Here is a 20,053-nt window from a genome sequence, read left to right on the forward strand (position 1 = left end):
GGGCCAAGTCTCGCCCACGTCACAGGCGATCGACCCCACTCCCCCGGATCTTCGTGAGCGCTCAGCGCGATTCGTGGGGAACGTTCACCGCCGTACACACCGCGCGCCACACGTCCTTCGCCTCCCAGCCCGCGTCCAGCGCCTGCCGCACCGTACGTCCGCCGAGTTCCGACATCACATGATCGCGCGCGAAGGTGTCGGCGTACTCCGTACCGAAGTGCTCCGACATCCGCTCCCAGAAGACCGTCAACCGCATGAATCCATTATCCCGCCCCTGAGGGTGGGCCCGAGCCGGGACCGCTCGCCGAGAACGCTTTCCGTCCTACGGTCTGACCCATGGCCGAAACAGGAGCATCCCCACTCCCCCCGACGCCCCCGGCGCACACCCCCGTCGCCCGCGCCGAGCATTTCGTCTGGCTCACTGCGCGCGTACTGGAGCAGCGGCGTTTCGCGTACCACTTCCTGGGCGGTGGAGCGGACGCGGTCGAGACCGCGCTGTCCGCCTACCGCAACGAGGACGACGGGTACGGCCACGCGCTGGAACCCGATCTGCGCGGCCCGGTCAGCCAGCCCCTGCACGTCGGGCACGCGCTGCGCGTCCTGGACTCGATCGGGCGCTGCGGCGGCCAGCGGGTGGAACGCGTGTGCCGTTATCTGACCTCCGTGTCGACGCAGGACGGGGCGCTTCCGGCGATCCGTCCCAGCCAGCGGGCCTATCCGGCGGCCCCCTTCGTCCCGATCGTGGACGACCCGCCCAGCGAACTGCTCGCCACCGGCCCCGTGGTGGGCCTGCTGCACCGCAACGAGGTGTGGCACGCCTGGCTGTTCCGGGCCACCGACTTCTGCTGGCAGGCGGTGGAGTCCCTGGAGAAGACACATCCGTACGAGATCGAGGCAGCCGTGGCCTTCCTGGACTCCGCCCCCGACCGGCCGCGCGCGGAGGCGGCCGCCGACCGGCTCGGCCGCCTGGTGCGCGAACAACGACTCGCGGTGCTGGATCCGGACCACCTCGACGCGTTCCCCGTGGCACCCGGTTACGCGCCGGGGGAACACCACCTGCCGCACGACTACGCGAAGACGCCGGGCTCACTCGCGCGCGCGTGGTTCACCGACGAGGAGATGACCCGCTCCCTGGGCTTCCTGAGAGCACAGCAGCAGGAGGACGGCGGCTGGCCGATCCGCTGGCGCCAATGGGCCCCGGGGACGGCCCTGGAGGCCCGCCCCATGGTCACGATCGAGGCACTGCGCACCCTGAGGGCACACGGCCTGCCAATCACCTGACGCCCCCTCGGCCCCTCAACCAGTCATGACCCGCACCCCTGCCGTGACCAGCACAGCCGCAGCGACGACCAACAGGAAGGGAGCACGCAGCAACAGCGCCACGGCGGCCGCGGCAAGCCCCGCGGCCCTCGCGTCCAGCACCAGCAGACGACCGTCGGCGAAGGTCTGCTGAGCGGTCAGGGCGGCCAGCAGGGCGACGGGCAGCAGAGCGGCCAGCCGCTGGACGAGGGGCCGCTCCAGAGCGCCCGCGGGAATCATCAGCCCGATGAGTTTCACCGCATAACAACCGACGGCGGTCACACCGATGGCGATCCAGACGTTCAACGCTTCTCCTCCGCCACATCACGCCCGGCCTCCGTACGCACCCTGCGGCGGCCATCGACCCAGAGGGCGACCGGGGCGGCCAGCGCAGCCACCAGCACGGGAACGCCACCGGGCAGTACGGGCAGCAACCCGAGCCCCAGAACGACCGCAAGCCCCGCGACGACCCGCTCCAGGGCCGTCCTGACCATCGGCGCGAGCAACGCCAGGAAAACGGCCGGCCCGGCCGCGTCGAGCCCCCAAGCATCGGTATCACCGATGGCCTCGGCACCCAGCGCGCCAAGCAGTGTGGTCAGGTTCCACAACACATAGAGGGACAGTCCGGTGACGGTGAACCCGATCCGCACGCTGCGCCGCGTGGGCTGCGCGAGAGCCACAGCCGTGGTCTCGTCGATGACCCACTGAGCGGCGAACGGCCGCACCGCGCGCGGGAGAGCCAACAACTGCGACAACCGAAGTCCGTAGAAAGCGTTGCGCACCCCGAGAAAGAACGCGCCCGCCGCGGCGGCGAACGGATTCCCGCCACCCGCCAGCGCCCCCACAAGGGCGAACTGCGAGGCACCGGTGAACACCAGAAGACTGAGAGCACAGGTCTGCAGGACGGTGAGCCCACTCCCCGCGGAGGTCACCCCAAAGGCAAACCCGGAAAGCCCGACGGCCACCCCAACCCCAAGAGCATCCCGCACAACGGCGGCATCGGCCTTCCCACCGCCACCACTGGGCACACCCGCCCGTAGACCTCTTCCATCTCTTCTGCCTGCTATGTCCGCGGAAACTGTTTCTTCTGCCACGCCGGGGACCGTAGACCGGTGTCGGACCACGAATCTTGTACGTTCTTGCGCTCGCGCTGGTAGGCCCCGGGCGGCACACCCACGATCCGGGTGAAATGCCGACTGAGGTGCGACTGATCGGTGAAGCCCACGGTCAGCGCCACCTCGGCGGGCAGGACCCCCGCGTCCAGCAACCGCCGCGCGCGCCGCACACGGACATCGGTGAGCCACGTATGAGGCGGCATGCCGTAGGCGTCCCGAAAGGCCCGCAGCAAGGCAAAGCTGCTGGTCCCCAGATCCCCGGCGAGCCGTTCCAGCGTGGGCGGCCGCACGATCCGCTCTTCGAGAACCGCACGCGCGCGTGCCGCCACCCGGGCCCCCGCGGTCCGCGGATCCCGCTGCGGCAGAGTCCCCCCGTTGATCCTCAGCAGCCGGGTCACGGCCACCCGCAACAACGTGTCGGCGGCCAGCGCATTGCCCTCGTCGGCGGCACGCAACACCTGATGCACCAGCCCCACGGTGTACGGATCATCGACGACAGGGCTCATAAAGCCAGGCGCACCACGAAGAACGGTGGTCTCGGCGGCAATCTCCGCCACCAGCCCGGGCGACGGATAGACCGCCCCGTACCGCCACCCCTCGGGAACACCGGCACGCCCCGTGTGCGGGGTATCGGGATTGACCAGCGCGAGAGCCCCGGCCCCGGCGTACTGATCGGCCCCACCGTGATGGAAGACCTCCACCCCGTCCGAGATGGCGGCGATGACGAAGTTCTCATGCGTATGCCGCACAAAGGTCTTGCGGACATACCGAGCACGCAGCAGATCGACACCGGGCAGCTCCGCAAACTGCCAGTGCCGAGCCCGCTCCAGCCCCACACCCACCACACAGCAATTCTCCCACCACACCACACAGCCCCCACCTGCCCCCAGCCCTCCAGCCGCTCAACTCTCTGCTTGACCACTCTCTGTCTGACCACTCTCTGTCTGACCACTCTCGGCCGCGGCCGCCGGACGACCGAAGGGGCCGGTCCGGGGGTATCCGCCCGCAGCGGCTGGCGCACAACGGGAGCACTCAAAAAGCAAACAGCCTCGCGCCAGACCGAGGACGGATACCCCGGACCGGCCCCGCCCCCTCCTCCTCTCTCTCTCCCCCCCCCCCGCAGGTCAGCACCATTGTCAGTGCCCGGGTGCAGGATGGACGCATGGTCAGCCACGCACACCGAGCCCTGGACGGCTTCTCCCCCGCGACCCGCGCCTGGTTCACGGGGGCCTTCTCCGCGCCCACCGACGCCCAGGCCGGCGCCTGGAAGGCCATCGGCGAGGGCTCGGACGTGCTGGTGGTCGCCCCGACCGGCTCCGGCAAGACCCTGGCCGCATTCCTAGCCGCACTGGACCAGCTGGCCTCGACCCCACCCCCCGCCGACCCCAAAAAGCGCTGCCGAGTCCTCTACGTCTCTCCGCTCAAAGCCCTGGCGGTGGACGTGGAACGAAACCTCCGCAGCCCCCTGACCGGCATCCGCCAGGAAGCCGTCCGCCTGGGCCACCCCGAGCCCGAGGTGAAAGTCGGCATCCGCTCCGGCGACACCCCACCCGCGGAGCGCCGCACACTGGCCACCCGCCCCCCGGACATCCTCATCACGACCCCCGAGTCACTGTTCCTGATGCTCACATCGGCCACGCGCGAGGCGCTCACGGGCATCGAGACGGTGATCCTGGACGAGGTGCACGCGGTCGCGGGCACCAAGCGCGGCGCCCACCTGGCCCTGACCCTGGAGCGCCTCGACGAACTGCTGCCGAAACCGGCCCGCCGCATCGGCCTCTCCGCGACGGTCCGCCCGGTGGACGAGGTAGCCCGCTACCTCTCCCCCCACCGCAAGGTGGAGATCGTCCAGCCCCCCTCGGGCAAGGAATTCGACCTCTCCGTGGTCGTGCCCGTAGAGGACCTGGGCGAGCTGGGCGGCTCCCCGGTGGCCGACGCCAACGAAGGCGCCGAGAAACCCTCCATCTGGCCGCACGTAGAAGAAAAGATCGCCGACCTGGTCCAGTCCCACCGCTCGACGATCGTCTTCGCCAACTCCCGCCGCCTGGCGGAGCGCCTCTGCAACAGGCTCAACGAGATCGCGTACGAGCGGGCGACGGGCGAACCCCTGGAGGAGCACCACTCCCCCGCCGAACTCATGGGCGGCTCAGGCGCCACCCAGGGCGCCCCCCAGGTCATCGCCCGAGCCCACCACGGCTCGGTCTCCAAGGAACAGCGCGCCCTGGTCGAGGAGGACCTGAAGGCAGGCCGCCTCCCCGCGGTGGTGGCCACCTCCAGCCTTGAGCTGGGCATCGACATGGGAGCGGTGGACCTGGTCATCCAGGTGGAGTCCCCGCCCTCGGTGGCATCGGGTCTCCAACGCGTAGGGCGCGCGGGCCACCAGGTAGGGGCAGTCTCCACAGGCGTGGTCTTCCCCAAGTACCGAGGCGACCTCGTACAGGCCGCGGTGGTCACCGAACGCATGCGCACCGGCTCCATCGAGTCCCTGCGCGTCCCGGCGAACCCCCTGGACGTACTGGCCCAGCAGATCGTCGCGATGACGGCGCTCGACAGCTGGCAGTACGACGACATCCTCGCCACGGTCCGCAGGGCGGCACCGTTCGCCTCGCTCCCCGAGTCGGCGTTCACGGCGGTCCTGGACATGCTCGCGGGCCGCTACCCGTCGGACGCCTTCGCGGAACTGCGCCCCCGCGTCGTGTGGGACCGGGTCGCCGGCACGGTCACGGGCCGCCCCGGCGCCCAGCGCCTGGCCGTCACCTCCGGAGGCACGATCCCGGACCGCGGCCTCTTCGGAGTGTTCCTCGCCGGCTCCGACCCGAAGAAGGGCGGCGGCAGGGTCGGCGAGCTGGACGAGGAGATGGTCTACGAGTCCCGGGTCGGCGACGTCTTCACCCTGGGCACCAGCTCCTGGCGCATCGAGGACATCACCCGCGACCGCGTCCTGGTCTCCCCCGCGCCGGGCGTACCGGGCAGGCTGCCGTTCTGGAAGGGAGACCAGCTCGGACGCCCGCTGGAACTGGGCCGCGCGCTCGGCGCGTTCCTCCGCGAGGTCGGCTCGATGCCCAAGGACGACGCCCGGCCGCGGCTCCTCGCCGCGGGCCTGGACACCTGGGCCGCGGAGAACGTCCTGTCCTACCTGGCCGAACAGCGGGAGGCCTGCGGCCACATCCCGGACGACCGCACCATCGTGGTCGAGCGGTTCCGCGACGAGCTGGGCGACTGGCGGATCGTCGTGCACTCCCCCTTCGGCGCGCAGGTCCACGCCCCCTGGGCGCTTGCGCTCGGTGCCCGTCTCTCCGAGCGGTACGGCATGGACGCCCAGGTCATGCACGCCGACGACGGGATCGTGCTGCGCCTCCCGGACGCCGATCTGATGAGCCTGGACCTGCTGGACCAGGAGCCCGTGAAGCTGGGCACGGAGTACGACGCCGAGCAGGCCCCCGTGGGCGCGGCGGACATCGCGTTCGACAAGGGCGAGGTCAACCAGATCGTCACGGACCAGGTCGGCGGCTCGGCCCTGTTCGCCTCCCGCTTCCGTGAGTGCGCGGCCCGCGCCCTGCTGCTGCCGCGCCGCAGCCCGGGCAAGCGCACACCCCTGTGGCAGCAGCGCCAGCGCGCCGCCCAACTGCTCCAGGTGGCCAGTGAGTTCGGTTCCTTCCCGATCGTCCTGGAAGCGGTCCGCGAATGCCTCCAGGACGTCTTCGACGTACCGGGCCTCGTCGAGCTGATGGGCGACCTGGAGTCGCGCAAGGTCAGGCTCGTCGAGGTCACGACCCCGGAGCCGTCCCCGTTCGCCCGCTCCCTGCTGTTCGGTTACGTCGCCCAGTTCCTGTACGAGGGCGACTCGCCCCTGGCCGAGCGGCGCGCCGCGGCCCTGTCGCTGGACTCACGTCTGCTGGCCGAGCTGCTCGGCCAGGCGGAGCTGCGCGAGCTCCTGGACGCGGATGTCCTGACCGAGCTGGAGCGCGAGCTGCAGTGGCTGACGGAGGACCGCCGGATCAAGGACGTCGAGGGCGTCGCGGACCGGCTGCGGATGCTCGGCCCGATGACCGGGGCCGAGCTGTCCGAGCGCGGAGCGGATCCGCAGTGGGCCCGTGAGCTGGCCGCGGCCCGCCGTGTCATCCAGGTCAGGATCGCCGGGGCGGACCACTGGGCGGCGATCGAGGACGCGGGCCGGCTGCGCGACGCCCTCGGCACCGCGCTGCCCGTCGGCGTCCCGGAAGCCTTCACGGAACCGGTAAAGGACCCGCTGGGCGATCTCCTCGCCCGGTACGCGCGCACGCACGGCCCGTTCACCTCGACGGCCGCGGCGGCACGCTTCGGTCTCGGTGCGGCGGTCACCGAGGGCGTCCTGCAGCGGCTCGCGGGAAGCGGCCGGGTCGTACAGGGCGAGTTCCATCCGGCGGGGATCGGCCAGGAGTGGTGTGACGCGGCGGTGCTGCGCAGGCTGCGGCGCCGTTCGCTCGCCGCACTGCGCCATGAGCTGGAGCCGGTGCCGCCCTCCGCGTTGGCTCAGTTCCTGCCGCAGTGGCAGCACCTGGGCAGCGGGCACGGTCTGCGCGGCCTCGACGGGCTCGTCCGCGCGGTGGAGCAGTTGCAGGGCGCGTCGGTACCGGCGTCCGCCCTGGAGAAGCTGGTCCTGCCGTCGCGCGTCTCGCACTACGCCCCCGCGATGCTCGACGAACTGACGGCCGCGGGAGAGGTGGTCTGGGCCGGCGCCGGCGCCCTGCCGGGCAAGGACGGCTGGGTCTCCCTGTACCTGTCGGACGCGGCACCACTCCTCCTCCCGGCCCCGCACCCTCTGGAGCTGACAGCGCTCCACCAGTCGGTCCTGGACGCCCTCTCCGGCGGCTACGGCCTCTTCTTCCGCCAGATCACCGACCAGGTCCGGGCAGCCACGCATCCGGGGGCCACCGACCCCCAGCTGGCGGACGCCGTCTGGGACCTGGCGTGGTCGGGCCGCCTGACGAACGACACGCTCGGCCCGATGCGCTCCCTGCTGGGCTCGGGCCGCACCGCGGGCTCCACCGCGCACCGCGCGAAGCGCACGGTGCCCCGGGGGAGGTACGGAAGCCTGACGGCCGCCGCGCGTCCCACCTCGCGCACGGGCCCGCCGACCGTGGCGGGCCGCTGGTCGCTGCTGCCCGACCCGGAGCCCGACGCCACCGTGCGCGCCCACGCCCTGGCCCGCACCCTGCTCGACCGGCACGGTGTGGTCACGCGGGGCGCGGTCGCCGCGGAGGGAGTGGAGGGCGGCTTCTCCGCCGTCTACCGCGTCCTGTCCGTCTTCGAGGAGAGCGGCCAGGCGCGCCGGGGCTATGTGGTGGAAGGGCTGGGGGCCGCGCAGTTCGCGATGGACGGCGCGGTGGACCGGCTGCGTGCGGCGGCCACGGCCCGCGAGCGGGGCGAGTCGCCGCCGGAGCCCGCTTTCCCGGGTGCTCCGGCGCTGAATCACTACGGCGCGCCCACCCCGAACCCCTTCGACGGCTCCGCAGGGCACCCGGACCCTTTCGACGGCAACCTGGACTTCCTGTCCACGGACGTGAGCGCGGACCACGACCCGTACTCCTTGAACGGCGGTTCCACACGCCCCTCCGGCTCCCGCCCAGGGTCCTCGGCAACCGGGTCCTCGGCATCCGGTTCCGCGCGAGGTTACGCGTCCCCGTACGCCGACTCCCCCCGTTCGGCCCCGCAGGCGTTCCCCGGAGGCCCCTCGTCCCGTACCCGTGCGAGCAGCACGAACCGCGCCATCGTGCTGGCCGCCGCCGACCCCGCGAACGCCTACGGCGCGGCCCTCCCCTGGCCCGAGCCCCCGACCGGCGCCGGCCACAAGCCCGGCCGCAAGGCGGGCTCCCTGGTCGTGCTGGTGGACGGCGAGCTGACCCTCTACATGGAGCGAGGCGGCAAGACTCTCCTGGCCTGGCCCGCGGCCCCGGACGAGGCGACCCTGCACGACGCCCGGCTGCGCACGGCCGCCGAGGCGCTCGCCGCGTCCGCCGGCGGGGGTGCCCTCGGCACGGTCACCGTGGAGCGGGTCAACGGCGCCTCCGCGCTGACGTCCGAGTTCGGCACCCTCCTGGAAGGGGCCGGTTTCCACGCGACCCCACGCGGCCTACGCCTACGCGCTTAGAAGCCCCCACCCCCCACCCCCAACGACCGGACACCCCACCCATACCCGTCCCCCGGCCGCCCCACCCCCAGACCACCACCCACCACCCACCACCCCCTCCCCACCCGCACGACACCCCCACCCGCCCCATGCCACCCTGGATCCCATGCCCGAAGGAGACACCGTCTGGCAGGCCACCCGGCGCCTGCACAACGCCCTCGCGGGCCACGTGCTGACCGTTTCCGACCTCCGGGTCCCCAAGTACGCCCTGACCGACCTCACCGGGCGCACGGTCCTGAGCGTCGTCCCGCGCGGGAAGCACCTGCTCACCCGCGTCGAGGGCGGCCTCACCCTCCACTCGCACCTGCGCATGGACGGTTCCTGGAAGATCTACGCCCCGGGCGAGCGCTGGCGCGGCGGCCCCGCCCACCAGATCCGCGCGATCCTCGGCACCGAGGAACGGACGGCCGTCGGCTACCGGCTCCCCGTCCTGGAACTGCTCCACACCGCCGACGAGGACCGCGCGGTAGGCCATCTCGGCCCCGACCTCCTGGGCCCCGACTGGGACCCCGACAAGGCCTTGGCGAACCTCCTCGGCGACCCTGACCGCGCGCTCGGCGAAGCCCTCCTTGACCAGCGCAATCTCGCCGGAATCGGCAACGTCTTCAAGAGCGAGATCTGCTTCCTGCTCCGCGTCACCCCCTGGCTGCCCGTCGGCGCGCTCCCGACCGAGTACGCCGCCCACCTGCCGGCGGTCTCCAAGAAGCTCCTGGAGTTCAACCGCGAGCGCCCCACCCGCGTCACCACCGGCCGCAGCGACCAGACCCTGTTCGTCTACGGCCGCGCGGGCCGCCCCTGTCTGCGCTGCGGCACCCGGATCCGCGTGGCGAACCAGGGCGACGGCTCCCGCGAGCGCCCCACGTACTGGTGCCCGTCCTGCCAGCCGGGCCCGTCCCCACGGCCCGGCACGTCCCAACGGCCCAGTGGGACATCGGCATCCCGCAAGACCAATTGACGACCCGTCAGATCGCTCGTACGGTCCCAGCATGCCCGTCACGGCGTACGACCTCACCGGACGCACCGCTTTCGTCACCGGCGCGGCGAGCGGCATCGGCCGCGCCTGCGCCGTGCTGCTCGCTCGGGCGGGCGCGACCGTCCACTGCGCGGACCTGGACGTCCAGGGTCTGGACGAGACGGCGGCCCTGATCAAGGACGCGGGCGGTACGGCCCGTACCCACCCCCTCGATGTCACCGACCGCGCCCGGCTCGACGAGGCGGTCGCGACCTGCGCGCGCCTGGACGTCATGGCCGCCGTCGCGGGGATCATGCACAGCAGCCCGGTCCTGGAGACCCGCGACGAGGATCTCGACCGGGTCCTGGCGGTCAATTTCAAGGGCGTCCTGTACGCCTGCCAGACGGCGGCCCGTTCGATGCTGGACTCCAGGACATCCGGCAGCATCATCACGATGGCGTCGGGGGCCGTGGACACCGGCGGGCCGGGACTGCTCTGCTACGGAGCCGCGAAGGCGGCCGTCGTGCAGCTGACGAAGACCCTGGCGACCGAGATGGGCCCGCACGGCATCCGGGTCAACGCGGTCGCGCCGGGTTGGATCCGTACGCCCATGACCGACCGCCACGACGGCGAGGCCCAGGCACGGACGGAGGCGTTGATGTCACGGATGTCGCCGCTGGGCCGGGTCGGCGAGCCCGAGGACATCGCCCACGCGGTCCTGCACCTCGCCTCCGACGCCTCGGCGTTCACGACGGGCCAGATCCTCCGCCCCAATGGGGGTGTGGCGATGCCTTGGTGAAACCGAACGACGACCCGCACCCCCATCCCGACGAGCACCACAGATCCGGAAGGCCCACACCGGGCACCTCAATAAGGCTCACCCGACCCCACCAACGGCCCACGCCACCTCCGCCAAGCCCCGGAAGCCCGCCGCATCCACCGATCGGACCCCGCCGCCCCCGCGGCCCGTCCCTTGGGCACACAGTGCACCGGAAGCAGGCTCAGCCCCCACCCGCCGGCCGCGACCGCCCCCTCCAGCACACCGGCGTCGGCGGCGAAGGCGAGCCGTATCACCGCCCACCACCACAGCCCTCCGGCGCCCAGGGCAAACCCCCACCTGCCTATTCGCCCGATCCGCCCCGTCCGTTTCATCCGCCCAGCCATGGCACCGCCTCCAGCCCGACGCTAGACCGCCGCGTTTCCCTCTCGACAGGGCGCACCGGCACAACAGGAGCGCACCGGCGCACCAAGGGCTCCCGCCCCACCGCGGCACGCCCCGAGCACAAGCAGCCCCGCCGCTACCCGTTCTCCGCCTGGAACATCCAGTGGTGCTTCTCAAGGTCCGCGGTGATCTGGATGAAGATGTCCTGGCTCACCGGGTCCGCCTCCCCCGTCGCCTCCACCCGTTGCCGCATCCGTCCGATCACGGCTCCGAGGGCGTCCACGAGGGCGGCCACCGCGTCGGTGTCCTTGACCCATCCGTCCTTCACGGGCCCGATCCCGCTGCTCTGCGCGACGGTCGCGGCACGTCCGTCCGGCGAGACACCGAGCGTGGATGCGCGCTCCGCCACGGTGTCGGAGTGCAGCCGGGCGGTGTCGACGACCTCGTCGAGCTGGAGGTGGACGGACCGGAAGCGCGGGCCGACCACGTTCCAGTGGACCTGTTTCGCCACGAGCGACAGATCCACCAGGTCGACCAGAGCGCCCTGCAGCGCCTCGGAGACGGTCTTCAGATCGGCATCGGACAGCGGGCTCTTCACGACGTACATCGGCATCCTCCGGTCAGCAGCACCCCCGGGCCTTGCGCCCGCCCTCCACCATCGCCGCCCCAGCCGATACCGGCAAACGCGACAAACTTCACTCGCGCGGGAGGTCGCACCGAGGTCGCACCCTTGACGCAACGCGAGAGCCCCGGCCGCACTCCTCCGGATCTCCCCGGAGAAGCCCCGGCCGGGGCTCTCGCACAGTTCTTCTCAGTGCCGCTGTCGGCGCTGCGAACGGCGCTCTTCTCAGCTCACGGACGTGGGCTGATTCACCTCACGGATGTGAGCCGATTCAGCTCACGGGCGTGAGCCGACGAGCGTTACGCGGCGACGACGTCGACCGCCTCCGCAGGCGCCTTGATGGTCACCCGTTCCGGCGGCACACTGCTCACCGAGACGGAGTTGAGCCTCGGGCGTACCGGTGTGGGTACGGGCTCGGTGGCTGCTGCCGAACGGGCCAGCTCGGCCAGAGCGAGTTCGTCGCTCACTTCCCGCATGAGTTCGGACATCCGTACGTCCAGCGCGTCGCAGATCGCGGAGAGCAGTTCGGAGGAAGCCTCTTTCTGCCCCCGCTCCACCTCGGAGAGATAGCCGAGTGAAACTCGGGCGGACGAGGAGACTTCGCGCAGAGTACGGCCCTGGCGCTGGCGCTGCCGACGCAGCACGTCACCAAGCAGGCGACGGAGCAGAATCATCGGTGGCTCCCTCCTCGGTCCGCGTAGCCGCATCCTTCTCGCCCCACCGTACCGCCTTGCGCCGCGGCCGTGCGGGGAGCGATGTCGTGTTCACTCAGGGCTGCAAACATCAAAACCCCCCGTTCTGTTCCGTATCCTGTGCCCGATCATTCCCAGGGTGTTCGCTCACAAGCCGCTCCAGAAGCAGGGCGAGCACGCTCCGTACACTCTCCATACGGATTTCCGTCCGGGAGCCGTTCAACCGCAGCGCGGACACTTTCCCGCCAAGAGCGCGTTCATGCGTCGCTTCGGACGGCCCGTCCACGGCGATGAAAACCGTGCCGACCGGCTGCCCGTCCTGGGGCTCCGGACCCGCGACCCCGGTGGTCGATATTCCCCAGTCCGCGCCGAGCACCTTGCGGGCGCCGACCGCCATCTGGGCCGCGACCTGCGGATCCACCGCTCCGCGCTGATCCAGCAGAGTGGCGTCGACTCCCAGTACGTCGCGCTTGAGGTCGGTGGCGTACGCGGTCACCGAGCCGCGGAAGGCCTTGGAGGCCCCGGGCACCGCGGCGAGTTCCGCGGCCACCAGACCGCCGGTCAGCGACTCGGCGACGGCAAGGGTCTCGCCCCTCACCGTCAGTAGTCGCAGCACTTCGGCGGCCGTGGAGGTCACGCTTCCGCCTCCCCGGCGGCGGCCTTCCGCTCGGCCCTTCCCTCGCGCCGCAGCACAATGGCCTGTCTCACATAGTCGGCGCCGGTGACGACGGTCAGGGCGACCGCCCCGGCCATCACCCAGAACCTCAGGGTCGCCAGTGGCCCCGTCAGCGCCAGGACGTACATCCCGACGGCGATGCCCTGGGTCAGGGTCTTCAGCTTGCCGCCGCGGCTGGCCGGGATCACGCCGTAGCGGATCACCCAGAAGCGCAGCAGGGTGATCCCGAGCTCCCGCCCGAGGATCACCGCCGTCACCCACCACGGCAGATCGCCGAGGTAGGAGAGACAGATCAGCGCCGCCCCCATGATCGCTTTGTCGGCGATCGGGTCGGCGATCTTCCCGAAGTCGGTGACGAGGTTGTACGTCCGCGCGAGATGTCCGTCGAAGACGTCCGTGATCATGGCGACGGCGAAGGCCGCCCAGGCCCAGGCCCGCCACACGGGGTCGTATCCGCCGTCGGCGAGCATCAGCGCCACGAAGCCCGGCACGAGGACGAGCCGGAGCATGGTGAGCAGATTGGCGACGTTCCACACGCTGGCCTGGTTGACGGCCGCGTCGATCAGCTTGCCGCCGCGGGGCGTCTTCGGCCCCTGGCCACCCGATACGCCCGCACCGGACACACCCGTGCTGGTTACGCCCGTACCGGAAGCGCTCGTACCGGAGACTCCCGAACCGGTGGTTCCCGTACCGGAGACTCCCGCCCCAGGGGCCTCGGGAGCACCGGCGGCACCGCGTGTACCGGGCGCACCTGAGCCGCCCGCCGCAGGTGCCGGGACTCCGGTCATCTGGCCGCCTCCTCAGTACACACGAGCGAGCCCGGGAGCGGCTCGGCCACCAGGTCGACACCTTCCGTACCGACCACCTTCGCCTCGACCATACGGCCGACGGTCAGTCCTTCGCCGCTCGTGAACACCACCTGGCCGTCGGTCTCGGGCGCCTGGTGCGCGGCGCGCCCGTACGCCGGCTCGCCCTCCGCGGCCGATCCGAGGGACTCGACCAGCACCTGGAGGGTCTCGCCGACGCGCTCCTCCGCCCGCTGGGAGACGAGCTCCTCGGCGAGCCGGGACACGCGCGCGAGGCGCTCGGCGACGACGTCCTCGTCCAGCTTGTTCTCGTACGTGGCGGCCTCGGTGCCGTCCTCGTCGGAGTAGCCGAAGACACCGATGGCGTCCAGGCGCGCGGCGGTCAGGAAGCGCTCCAGCTCCGCCAGGTCGTCCGCGGTCTCGCCGGGGAAGCCCACGATGAAGTTCGACCGCACGCCGGCCTGCGGGGCCTTGGAGCGGATCGTGTCGAGGAGCCCCAGGAACTGCTCGGTGTTCCCGAAGCGCCGCATCGCGCGCAGCACCCCGGGGGCGGAGTGCTGGAAGGACAGGTCGAAGTAGGGGGCGACGTTCGGCGTGGAGGTCAGTACGTCGATGAGCCCGGGGCGCATCTCGGCGGGCTGCAGGTAGCTGACCCGCACCCGCTCGATGCCCTCGACCCCGGCCAGTTCGGGCAGCAGTGTCTCCAGGAGGCGGATGTCGCCCAGGTCCTTGCCGTACGACGTGTTGTTCTCGGAGACCAGCATGACCTCCTTCACGCCCTGCTCGGCGAGCCAGCGCGTCTCGCCCAGGACATCGCTGGGGCGGCGCGAGATGAAGGAGCCGCGGAAGGACGGGATGGCGCAGAAGGAGCAGCGCCGGTCGCAGCCGGAGGCGAGCTTCACGGAGGCCACCGGTGAGCCGTCGAGCCGCCGGCGCAGGGGCGCGCGGGGGCCCGATTCGGGGGCGAGTCCTTCGGGGAGGTCGGCGGGCCCGTGTCCCGGAAGGGCGACCTCCGCTCCGGCGTCCTGGCGCTCGGCGGGGCTGATCGGCAGCAGCTTGCGCCGGTCGCGCGGGGTGTGGGCGGCGTGGATCCCGCCGTTCAGGATGGTCTGGAGCCGGTCGGAGATGTCGGCGTAGTCGTCGAAGCCGAGTACGCCGTCGGCCTCGGGCAGGGCCTCGGCCAGTTCCTTGCCGTACCGCTCGGCCATGCAGCCGACGGCGACGACCGCCTGGGTTCTGCCGTGCCCCTTGAGGTCATTGGCTTCCAGGAGGGCGTCGACGGAGTCCTTCTTGGCGGCTTCGACGAAGCCACAGGTGTTGACGACGGCGACGTCCGCGTTCTCGGCGTCCTCCACGAGGTGCCAGCCGTCCGCCTCCAAGCGGCCTGCGAGCTCCTCCGAGTCCACCTCGTTACGGGCGCAGCCAAGGGTGACGAGTGCGACGGTACGGCGTTCAGGCATGGGCTCAAGACTACTTCGTCCCAGTGACAGCCCACGTCGACGGGGTTGGCCGATCCTGGCCAACCCCGTTCCCGCCTGCCCGAGAGGCCGGGCGGATGTGCGAACACGTGCCTGTCGGCACGTCCGGTTCAGCCGACCTCGGGGTCGCCCTTCGTGTACGTCAGGCGCTCCACCTGGCCGGGCTGGAACTCGTCGTCGATCTTCTTGCCGTTCACGTACAGCTGGATGGCGCCCGCGTCGCCGAGGACGAGGTCGACCTTCTCCTTGTCCTGGAAGGTCTTGGAGTCGCCCTGCTCCAGGAGGCCGTCGAAGAGCAGCCGTCCGTTGTGGTCCTTGGCCGAGATCCAGCTGCGGCCGTCGGGGGCGCTGACCTGGACGGTGACCTTGTCCTGCGGAGCGGCCGCGATGGCGTCGGACGGGTCGGTCTTCGGGGTCTCCGGCTTGGTCGGCGTCGGCTTGGTCTTGGCGGGCTTGCTGGCGGTGGGCGTCGACCCTTCGGCGACCTGCGTCGTCTTGCCGTCCTCGTCGTCGCCGCTGAACATCGTGAATCCGACGAAGCCGATCACGGCGACGATCGCGGCGACCATGGCCGCGGTCCAGTTGGGGCCCCGGCGCTCGGGACGGATCCGCTCCGCCTCGAACATGGGTGCGGCCGGGGTCGGCGCGGGCCGCCCGCCGTGGTCCGCGTCGTAGCGCTTGAGCAGTGCGGCCGGGTCGAGATCGACGGCGCGGGCGAGCGTCTTGATGTGCCCGCGCGCGTAGACGTCGCCGCCACAGGGGCCGAAGTCGTCCTGCTCGATCGCGTGCACGATGGCGATACGGACCCGGGTGGCGTTACTGACGTCGTCGACGGTCAGCCCCGCCGCGATGCGCGCCTGCCGCAGGGCGTGGCCGACCGAAGGCTGATCGTCCTCTACGGAGGGGCGCTCGTCCTGGGGGGAGTTGTCGTCAGAGGAGTGTTCGTCAGGGGAGTTGCCGATGGACACGGGGGCGCCTTTCGAGCGTAAAGCCACCTGTGCTGGGGGTTCAGTCTAGGGGGGGTGCGAAAGGGTGGGGCAACCGGGCGGTAGGACTTTGTACGCCATCAGAATGGCCGGTCATCCTGATGCTGGGACATGGCTCTGTCCCCTCCCTCAACTTGACGTGCGACGAAGGGAAACGGTTGCTCACCGTTTCCTTACGGGTGAGTCACGTTCGGATCACCCCGGCGGCCCCGACGGGGTCACCCGGGCGGTCCGACCCACCGCACCGAGGGAAGCGGTCCACTCGCGTGGAGGGAAACGGCCCGCTCTCCGGAAGGCCGGTCCGCTCTCGCCGGGAAAGCGGCCCGTCCTGTCTCCCTAGGACTCCGCCTGCCCCCGGATCACCGCAAGCACTCCGTCCAGCTCGTCAGCCTTCACAAGAACGTCACGAGCCTTGGATCCCTCACTGGGTCCGACGATGTTGCGGGACTCCATGAGGTCCATCAGCCGACCGGCTTTGGCGAAGCCGACGCGCAGCTTGCGCTGGAGCATCGAGGTCGACCCGAACTGCGTGGAGACGACCAGCTCGGCGGCCTGGCACAGCAGGTCCAGGTCGTCGCCGATGTCCTCGTCGATCTCCTTCTTCTGCTTGGTGCCCACGGTGACGTCGTCCCTGAAGACGGGCGCCATCTGGTCCTTGCAGTGCTGCACGACGGCGGCGACCTCGTCCTCGGTGACGAAGGCGCCCTGCATACGGGTGGGCTTGTTGGCCCCCATCGGCAGGAAGAGCCCGTCGCCCTTGCCGATCAGCTTCTCGGCGCCGGGCTGGTCGAGGATGACGCGGCTGTCCGCGAGCGAGGAGGTGGCGAACGCGAGCCGGGACGGCACGTTCGCCTTGATCAGACCGGTGACGACGTCGACGGAGGGCCGCTGGGTGGCGAGCACGAGGTGGATGCCGGCCGCGCGCGCGAGCTGCGTGATGCGCACGATGGAGTCCTCGACGTCGCGCGGCGCGACCATCATCAGATCCGCGAGCTCGTCGACGATCACCAGCAGGTACGGGTACGGGGACAGCTCCCGCTCGCTGCCCTCGGGCAGTTTGACCTTGCCCTTCCTTATGGCGGCGTTGAAGTCGTCGATGTGCCGGTACCCGAAGGCCGCCAGGTCGTCGTACCGAAGATCCATCTCCCGTACGACCCACTGCAGCGCCTCGGCGGCCCGCTTCGGGTTGGTGATGATGGGGGTGATCAGGTGCGGGATGCCCTCGTAGGCGGTCAGCTCGACGCGCTTGGGGTCGACCAGGACCATGCGCACGTCCTCGGGGGTCGCCCGCACCATGATCGAGGTGATCAGGCAGTTGATGCACGAGGACTTTCCGGAGCCGGTCGCTCCGGCCACCAGGACGTGCGGCATCTTCGCGAGGTTGGCCATCTCGTAGCCGCCCTCGACGTTCTTGCCGAGCGCGACGAGCATCGGATGGTCGTCCTCGGCGGCGTCCGCGAGCCGCAGGACGTCGCCCAGATTGACCATCTCGCGGTCGGAGTTCGGGATCTCGATGCCGACCGCCGACTTGCCGGGGATCGGGCTGATGATCCGCACGTCGGGGCTGGCGACGGCGTACGCGATGTTCTTGGCGAGCGCCGTGATCCGCTCGACCTTCACGGCGGGGCCCAGCTCGACCTCGTACCGGGTGACCGTCGGACCGCGGGTGAAGCCGGTGACGGAGGCGTCGACCTTGAACTCTTTGAAGACGTTCTGGAGGGAGGCGACCACCGCGTCGTTGGCGGCGCTGCGGGTCTTGCCGGGGCCGCCGCGCTCCAGGAGGTCGAGCGACGGCAGGGAGTACGTGATGTCGCCGCGGAGCTGGAGCTGCTCGGCCCGTGCGGGGAGATCCCGGGACGTGTCGGGGGCGGGCTTGGTGAGGTCGGCGACCTCCGCCTTCAGCATCTCCTGCTTGGGCTTGCCGCTCTTGGCGCGCGCGGCGGGCACCGGAGTGGGCTCCTCGCGCCGGCCGGCCTCCTCGCCGGTGCCCGAGTCCTCGTACTCGCCCCGGTCGGTGCCGACGCCCTGCGTGAGGTCGGCCACCAGCGGCGAGGGCGGCATCCCGTGCATCACCGCGCCGTCGAGCGCCGCGGCGGCGGCAGCGGCCACGTCGACGGCGTCCATGGGCCGGTCCAGCGCGGGCTGCTGCACGGCGGGCCGCCTGCGGCGGCTCCGGCGCTCCGAGAGGGCCTCCTGCTCGGCGTCGTCCGGGTCGTACGCCTCGGGCGCCGTACGGCGCCTCCGGGGGCTCTCGGGCAGCACCTCACGCCACTGCTCGTCGTAGCGCTCGTCGTCGTCCTCGGCGAACGGGTCGTCGCTCGCCCGCGGCTGCAGGACGCCCAGCCGGACCCCGAGCAGCCGCAGCCGGTGCGGAATCGCGTTGACCGGGGTCGCGGTGACCACCAGCAGCCCGAAGACCGTGAGCAGCACCAGGAGCGGCACCGCCAGCACGTCCCCCATCGTGTACGTCAGCGGAGTCGACGCGCCCCAGCCGATGAGCCCGCCCGCGTCCCTTATCGCCTGCATGCCGTCGCTGCGCGCGGGCGCCCCGCAGGCGATGTGGACCTGGCCGAGCACACCGATGGCGAGCGCGGACAGACCGATGACGATGCGTCCGTTGGCCTCGGGCTTCTCGGGGTGCCGGATGAGCCGGGCGGCGACGACCGCCAGCAGTATCGGCACGAGCAGGTCGAGGCGGCCGAAGGCGCCGGTCACCAGCATCTCGACGAGGTCGCCCACCGGGCCGCGGAGGTTGGACCAGGTCCCCGCCGCGGTGATCAGCGTGAGGCCGAGCAGCAGGAGCGCGAGACCGTCCTTGCGGTGCGCCGGGTCGAGTCCCTTGGCGCCGCGCCCTATGCCGCGGAACACGGCGCCGACGGCGTGCGCGACCCCGAGCCACAGGGCGCGTACGAGCCGGTAAACGCCCCCTGTGGGGCTGGGCGCCGGCTTCGGGGGCGCGGCTTTGCGGGCTGCGGCCTTCTTCGCGGGCGCCTTTTTCGCGGGGGCCCTCTTCGCCACAGCCTTCGTCGGAGCGGCCGCCTTCTTCGCGGGCGACTTCTTGGCTGCGGGCTGACGTGAGGCCATGGGTGTGAGGTTACCGGTGGAGACCACTGCGGACACGTGTGCCTACTGCTTCACCCGTTCGTGTCGCCCGTTCCCTGCGCCGAGCTGACGCCGCCTCGGCAGCAACCCCGGCCGCGCAGAACGCCGTTCGTCCCATCGGCAGCCGTACGGCACGCGAGGGCCGATCGGGGCGGGCATCGGGCCGACGGCAACCCGCAAGCCTCGCAAGGGGTCTGGGCCGCCACCGCCGAACAGGCGGGCGCCTCACCGCCGACGGCCGAGTCCGCCGGGACCCGGCTCCGGGGCCGGGACTCGTCCCGGAGAAGGACTCAGTTCTGGGACGGCAGCGAAGCCGCCCCGCTCCCCGTGCCCGGCTCCAGCGCGTCCAGCGCGCGACGCAGCCCCGTCAGTTTCCGTTCGAGATGGGCCGCGGTGGCCACGGCCGCCGCGTCCGCCGAATCGTCGTCCAGCTGTTTGGACAGGGCCTCGGCCTGTTCCTCGACGGCCGCCAGCCGCGCGGAGAGTTCGGCGAGCAGTCCCGCCGGCTCCTTGCTGTCACCGAGCACCGACTTGCCGCCGCCCTCCAGCTGCAGACGCAGCAGCGCCGCCTGCTCACGGAGTTGGCAGTTCTTCATGTAGAGCTCGACGAACACCGAGACCTTCGCGCGCAGCACCCACGGATCGAACGGCTTGGAGATGTAGTCCACCGCACCCGCCGCGTACCCGCGGAACGTGTGGTGCGGCCCGTGGTTGATCGCGGTGAGGAAGATGATCGGGATGTCCCGGGTCCGTTCCCGCCTCTTGATGTGCGCGGCGGTCTCGAAACCGTCCATGCCCGGCATCTGGACATCCAGCAGAATGACCGCGAAGTCGTCCGTGAGCAGCGCTTTGAGCGCTTCCTCCCCGGAAGATGCCCGTACCAGTGTCTGATCGAGCGCAGAGAGGATGGCCTCCAGCGCCAGCAGATTCTCCGGCCGGTCATCGACCAGGAGGATCTTGGCCTTCTGCACCATGGCCCGCCCTCCTCGTCCCG

The 20,053-nt window shown here is 71.2% G+C and carries 17 protein-coding genes; 4 read left to right on the forward strand and 13 right to left on the reverse strand.

What is annotated here, in order from left to right:
* Positions 1–61 precede the first annotated feature (61 nt).
* Positions 62–256 (reverse strand): DUF3046 domain-containing protein, encoded by a 195-nt coding sequence (locus J8N05_RS33110; RefSeq protein WP_210889294.1) that lies wholly within the window; start codon positions 254–256, stop codon positions 62–64.
* Between the two features lie 80 nt (positions 257–336).
* On the opposite strand from J8N05_RS33110, the gene J8N05_RS33115 reads away from it, so the two are divergent.
* Positions 337–1,281, forward strand: coding sequence for a hypothetical protein (locus J8N05_RS33115; RefSeq protein WP_210889296.1), 945 nt, complete (start codon positions 337–339; stop codon positions 1,279–1,281).
* A gap of 15 nt (positions 1,282–1,296) precedes the next feature.
* Here the strand turns inward: J8N05_RS33115 and J8N05_RS33120 are convergent, their stop codons facing one another.
* Genes J8N05_RS33120 through J8N05_RS33130 form a run of 3 tightly spaced genes read right to left on the reverse strand, consistent with a single transcriptional unit; the run spans position 1,297 to position 3,259 of the window.
* Positions 1,297–1,605 (reverse strand): AzlD domain-containing protein, encoded by a 309-nt coding sequence (locus J8N05_RS33120; protein WP_210889297.1) that lies wholly within the window; start codon positions 1,603–1,605, stop codon positions 1,297–1,299.
* Positions 1,602–2,366, reverse strand: a complete 765-nt coding sequence (locus J8N05_RS33125) for an AzlC family ABC transporter permease (protein ID WP_407699988.1) — start codon at positions 2,364–2,366, stop codon at positions 1,602–1,604. The genes J8N05_RS33120 and J8N05_RS33125 overlap by 4 nt, the downstream gene beginning before the upstream one ends.
* A complete protein-coding gene (locus J8N05_RS33130) occupies positions 2,363–3,259 on the reverse strand; it encodes an AraC family transcriptional regulator (RefSeq protein WP_210889301.1) in 897 nt (298 codons plus the stop codon). Before J8N05_RS33130 ends, J8N05_RS33125 begins: the two co-directional genes overlap by 4 nt.
* 317 nt (positions 3,260–3,576) lie before the next feature.
* On the opposite strand from J8N05_RS33130, the gene J8N05_RS33135 reads away from it, so the two are divergent.
* The 3 genes from J8N05_RS33135 to J8N05_RS33145 all read left to right on the forward strand — a co-directional run bounded on the left by J8N05_RS33135 (position 3,577) and on the right by J8N05_RS33145 (position 10,334).
* A complete protein-coding gene (locus tag J8N05_RS33135; protein ID WP_210889303.1) occupies positions 3,577–8,544 on the forward strand; it encodes an ATP-dependent helicase in 4,968 nt (1,655 codons plus the stop codon).
* A gap of 145 nt (positions 8,545–8,689) precedes the next feature.
* Positions 8,690–9,538: an Fpg/Nei family DNA glycosylase gene (locus tag J8N05_RS33140; RefSeq protein ID WP_210889305.1), complete on the forward strand. Its 849-nt coding sequence runs from the start codon at positions 8,690–8,692 to the stop codon at positions 9,536–9,538.
* Between the two features lie 31 nt (positions 9,539–9,569).
* Positions 9,570–10,334, forward strand: coding sequence for an SDR family NAD(P)-dependent oxidoreductase (locus J8N05_RS33145; RefSeq protein WP_210889306.1), 765 nt, complete (start codon positions 9,570–9,572; stop codon positions 10,332–10,334).
* A 68-nt stretch (positions 10,335–10,402) separates the two neighbouring features.
* Here the strand turns inward: J8N05_RS33145 and J8N05_RS47635 are convergent, their stop codons facing one another.
* From J8N05_RS47635 to J8N05_RS33185, 9 genes are all read right to left on the reverse strand, one after another.
* Complete coding sequence (locus J8N05_RS47635) at positions 10,403–10,687, reverse strand: hypothetical protein (protein WP_247706803.1); 285 nt, start codon at positions 10,685–10,687, stop codon at positions 10,403–10,405.
* Positions 10,688–10,833: 146 nt separating this feature from the next.
* On the reverse strand, positions 10,834–11,304 hold the full coding sequence (locus J8N05_RS33150; RefSeq protein ID WP_210889308.1) for a Dps family protein: 471 nt from the start codon (positions 11,302–11,304) through the stop codon (positions 10,834–10,836).
* Between the two features lie 314 nt (positions 11,305–11,618).
* Complete coding sequence (locus tag J8N05_RS33155; RefSeq protein ID WP_210889310.1) at positions 11,619–11,993, reverse strand: helix-turn-helix domain-containing protein; 375 nt, start codon at positions 11,991–11,993, stop codon at positions 11,619–11,621.
* A 109-nt stretch (positions 11,994–12,102) separates the two neighbouring features.
* The gene (locus tag J8N05_RS33160) at positions 12,103–12,648 is read right to left on the reverse strand and encodes a CinA family protein (protein WP_210889312.1); all 546 of its coding nucleotides are present in this window, start codon (positions 12,646–12,648) and stop codon (positions 12,103–12,105) included.
* Positions 12,645–13,475: a CDP-diacylglycerol--glycerol-3-phosphate 3-phosphatidyltransferase gene (pgsA, locus tag J8N05_RS33165; protein ID WP_210889315.1), complete on the reverse strand. Its 831-nt coding sequence runs from the start codon at positions 13,473–13,475 to the stop codon at positions 12,645–12,647. The genes J8N05_RS33160 and pgsA overlap by 4 nt, the downstream gene beginning before the upstream one ends.
* Positions 13,472–14,953 (reverse strand): 30S ribosomal protein S12 methylthiotransferase RimO, encoded by a 1,482-nt coding sequence (gene rimO / locus J8N05_RS33170; protein WP_210889317.1) that lies wholly within the window; start codon positions 14,951–14,953, stop codon positions 13,472–13,474. The genes pgsA and rimO overlap by 4 nt, the downstream gene beginning before the upstream one ends.
* 128 nt (positions 14,954–15,081) lie before the next feature.
* Entirely contained in the window at positions 15,082–15,939 is an 858-nt protein-coding gene (locus J8N05_RS33175; RefSeq protein WP_210889318.1) for a helix-turn-helix domain-containing protein, read from the reverse strand.
* A gap of 354 nt (positions 15,940–16,293) precedes the next feature.
* Positions 16,294–19,041 carry a DNA translocase FtsK gene (locus tag J8N05_RS33180; protein WP_210889320.1) on the reverse strand — a complete coding sequence of 916 codons (2,748 nt, stop codon included), beginning with the start codon at positions 19,039–19,041 and terminating at the stop codon, positions 16,294–16,296.
* A 308-nt stretch (positions 19,042–19,349) separates the two neighbouring features.
* The gene (locus tag J8N05_RS33185) at positions 19,350–20,033 is read right to left on the reverse strand and encodes a response regulator (protein WP_210889323.1); all 684 of its coding nucleotides are present in this window, start codon (positions 20,031–20,033) and stop codon (positions 19,350–19,352) included.
* Positions 20,034–20,053: the final 20 nt, after the last annotated feature.

The sequence above is a fragment of the Streptomyces liliiviolaceus genome, from assembly GCF_018070025.1.
Classification (GTDB): Bacteria; Actinomycetota; Actinomycetes; order Streptomycetales; family Streptomycetaceae; genus Streptomyces; species Streptomyces liliiviolaceus.

Coding starts and splice junctions, on each gene's coding strand:
- J8N05_RS33155 (WP_210889310.1), bottom strand. CDS start 11,993: ATGATTCTGCTCCGTCGCCTGCTTGGTGACGTGCTGCGTCGGCAGCGC.
- rimO (WP_210889317.1), bottom strand. CDS start 14,953: ATGCCTGAACGCCGTACCGTCGCACTCGTCACCCTTGGCTGCGCCCGT.
- J8N05_RS33185 (WP_210889323.1), bottom strand. CDS start 20,033: ATGGTGCAGAAGGCCAAGATCCTCCTGGTCGATGACCGGCCGGAGAAT.
- J8N05_RS33135 (WP_210889303.1), top strand. CDS start 3,577: ATGGTCAGCCACGCACACCGAGCCCTGGACGGCTTCTCCCCCGCGACC.
- J8N05_RS33110 (WP_210889294.1), bottom strand. CDS start 256: ATGCGGTTGACGGTCTTCTGGGAGCGGATGTCGGAGCACTTCGGTACG.
- J8N05_RS33115 (WP_210889296.1), top strand. CDS start 337: ATGGCCGAAACAGGAGCATCCCCACTCCCCCCGACGCCCCCGGCGCAC.
- J8N05_RS33140 (WP_210889305.1), top strand. CDS start 8,690: ATGCCCGAAGGAGACACCGTCTGGCAGGCCACCCGGCGCCTGCACAAC.
- J8N05_RS33180 (WP_210889320.1), bottom strand. CDS start 19,041: ATGGCCTCACGTCAGCCCGCAGCCAAGAAGTCGCCCGCGAAGAAGGCG.
- J8N05_RS33150 (WP_210889308.1), bottom strand. CDS start 11,304: ATGTACGTCGTGAAGAGCCCGCTGTCCGATGCCGATCTGAAGACCGTC.
- pgsA (WP_210889315.1), bottom strand. CDS start 13,475: ATGACCGGAGTCCCGGCACCTGCGGCGGGCGGCTCAGGTGCGCCCGGT.
- J8N05_RS33145 (WP_210889306.1), top strand. CDS start 9,570: ATGCCCGTCACGGCGTACGACCTCACCGGACGCACCGCTTTCGTCACC.
- J8N05_RS47635 (WP_247706803.1), bottom strand. CDS start 10,687: ATGAAACGGACGGGGCGGATCGGGCGAATAGGCAGGTGGGGGTTTGCC.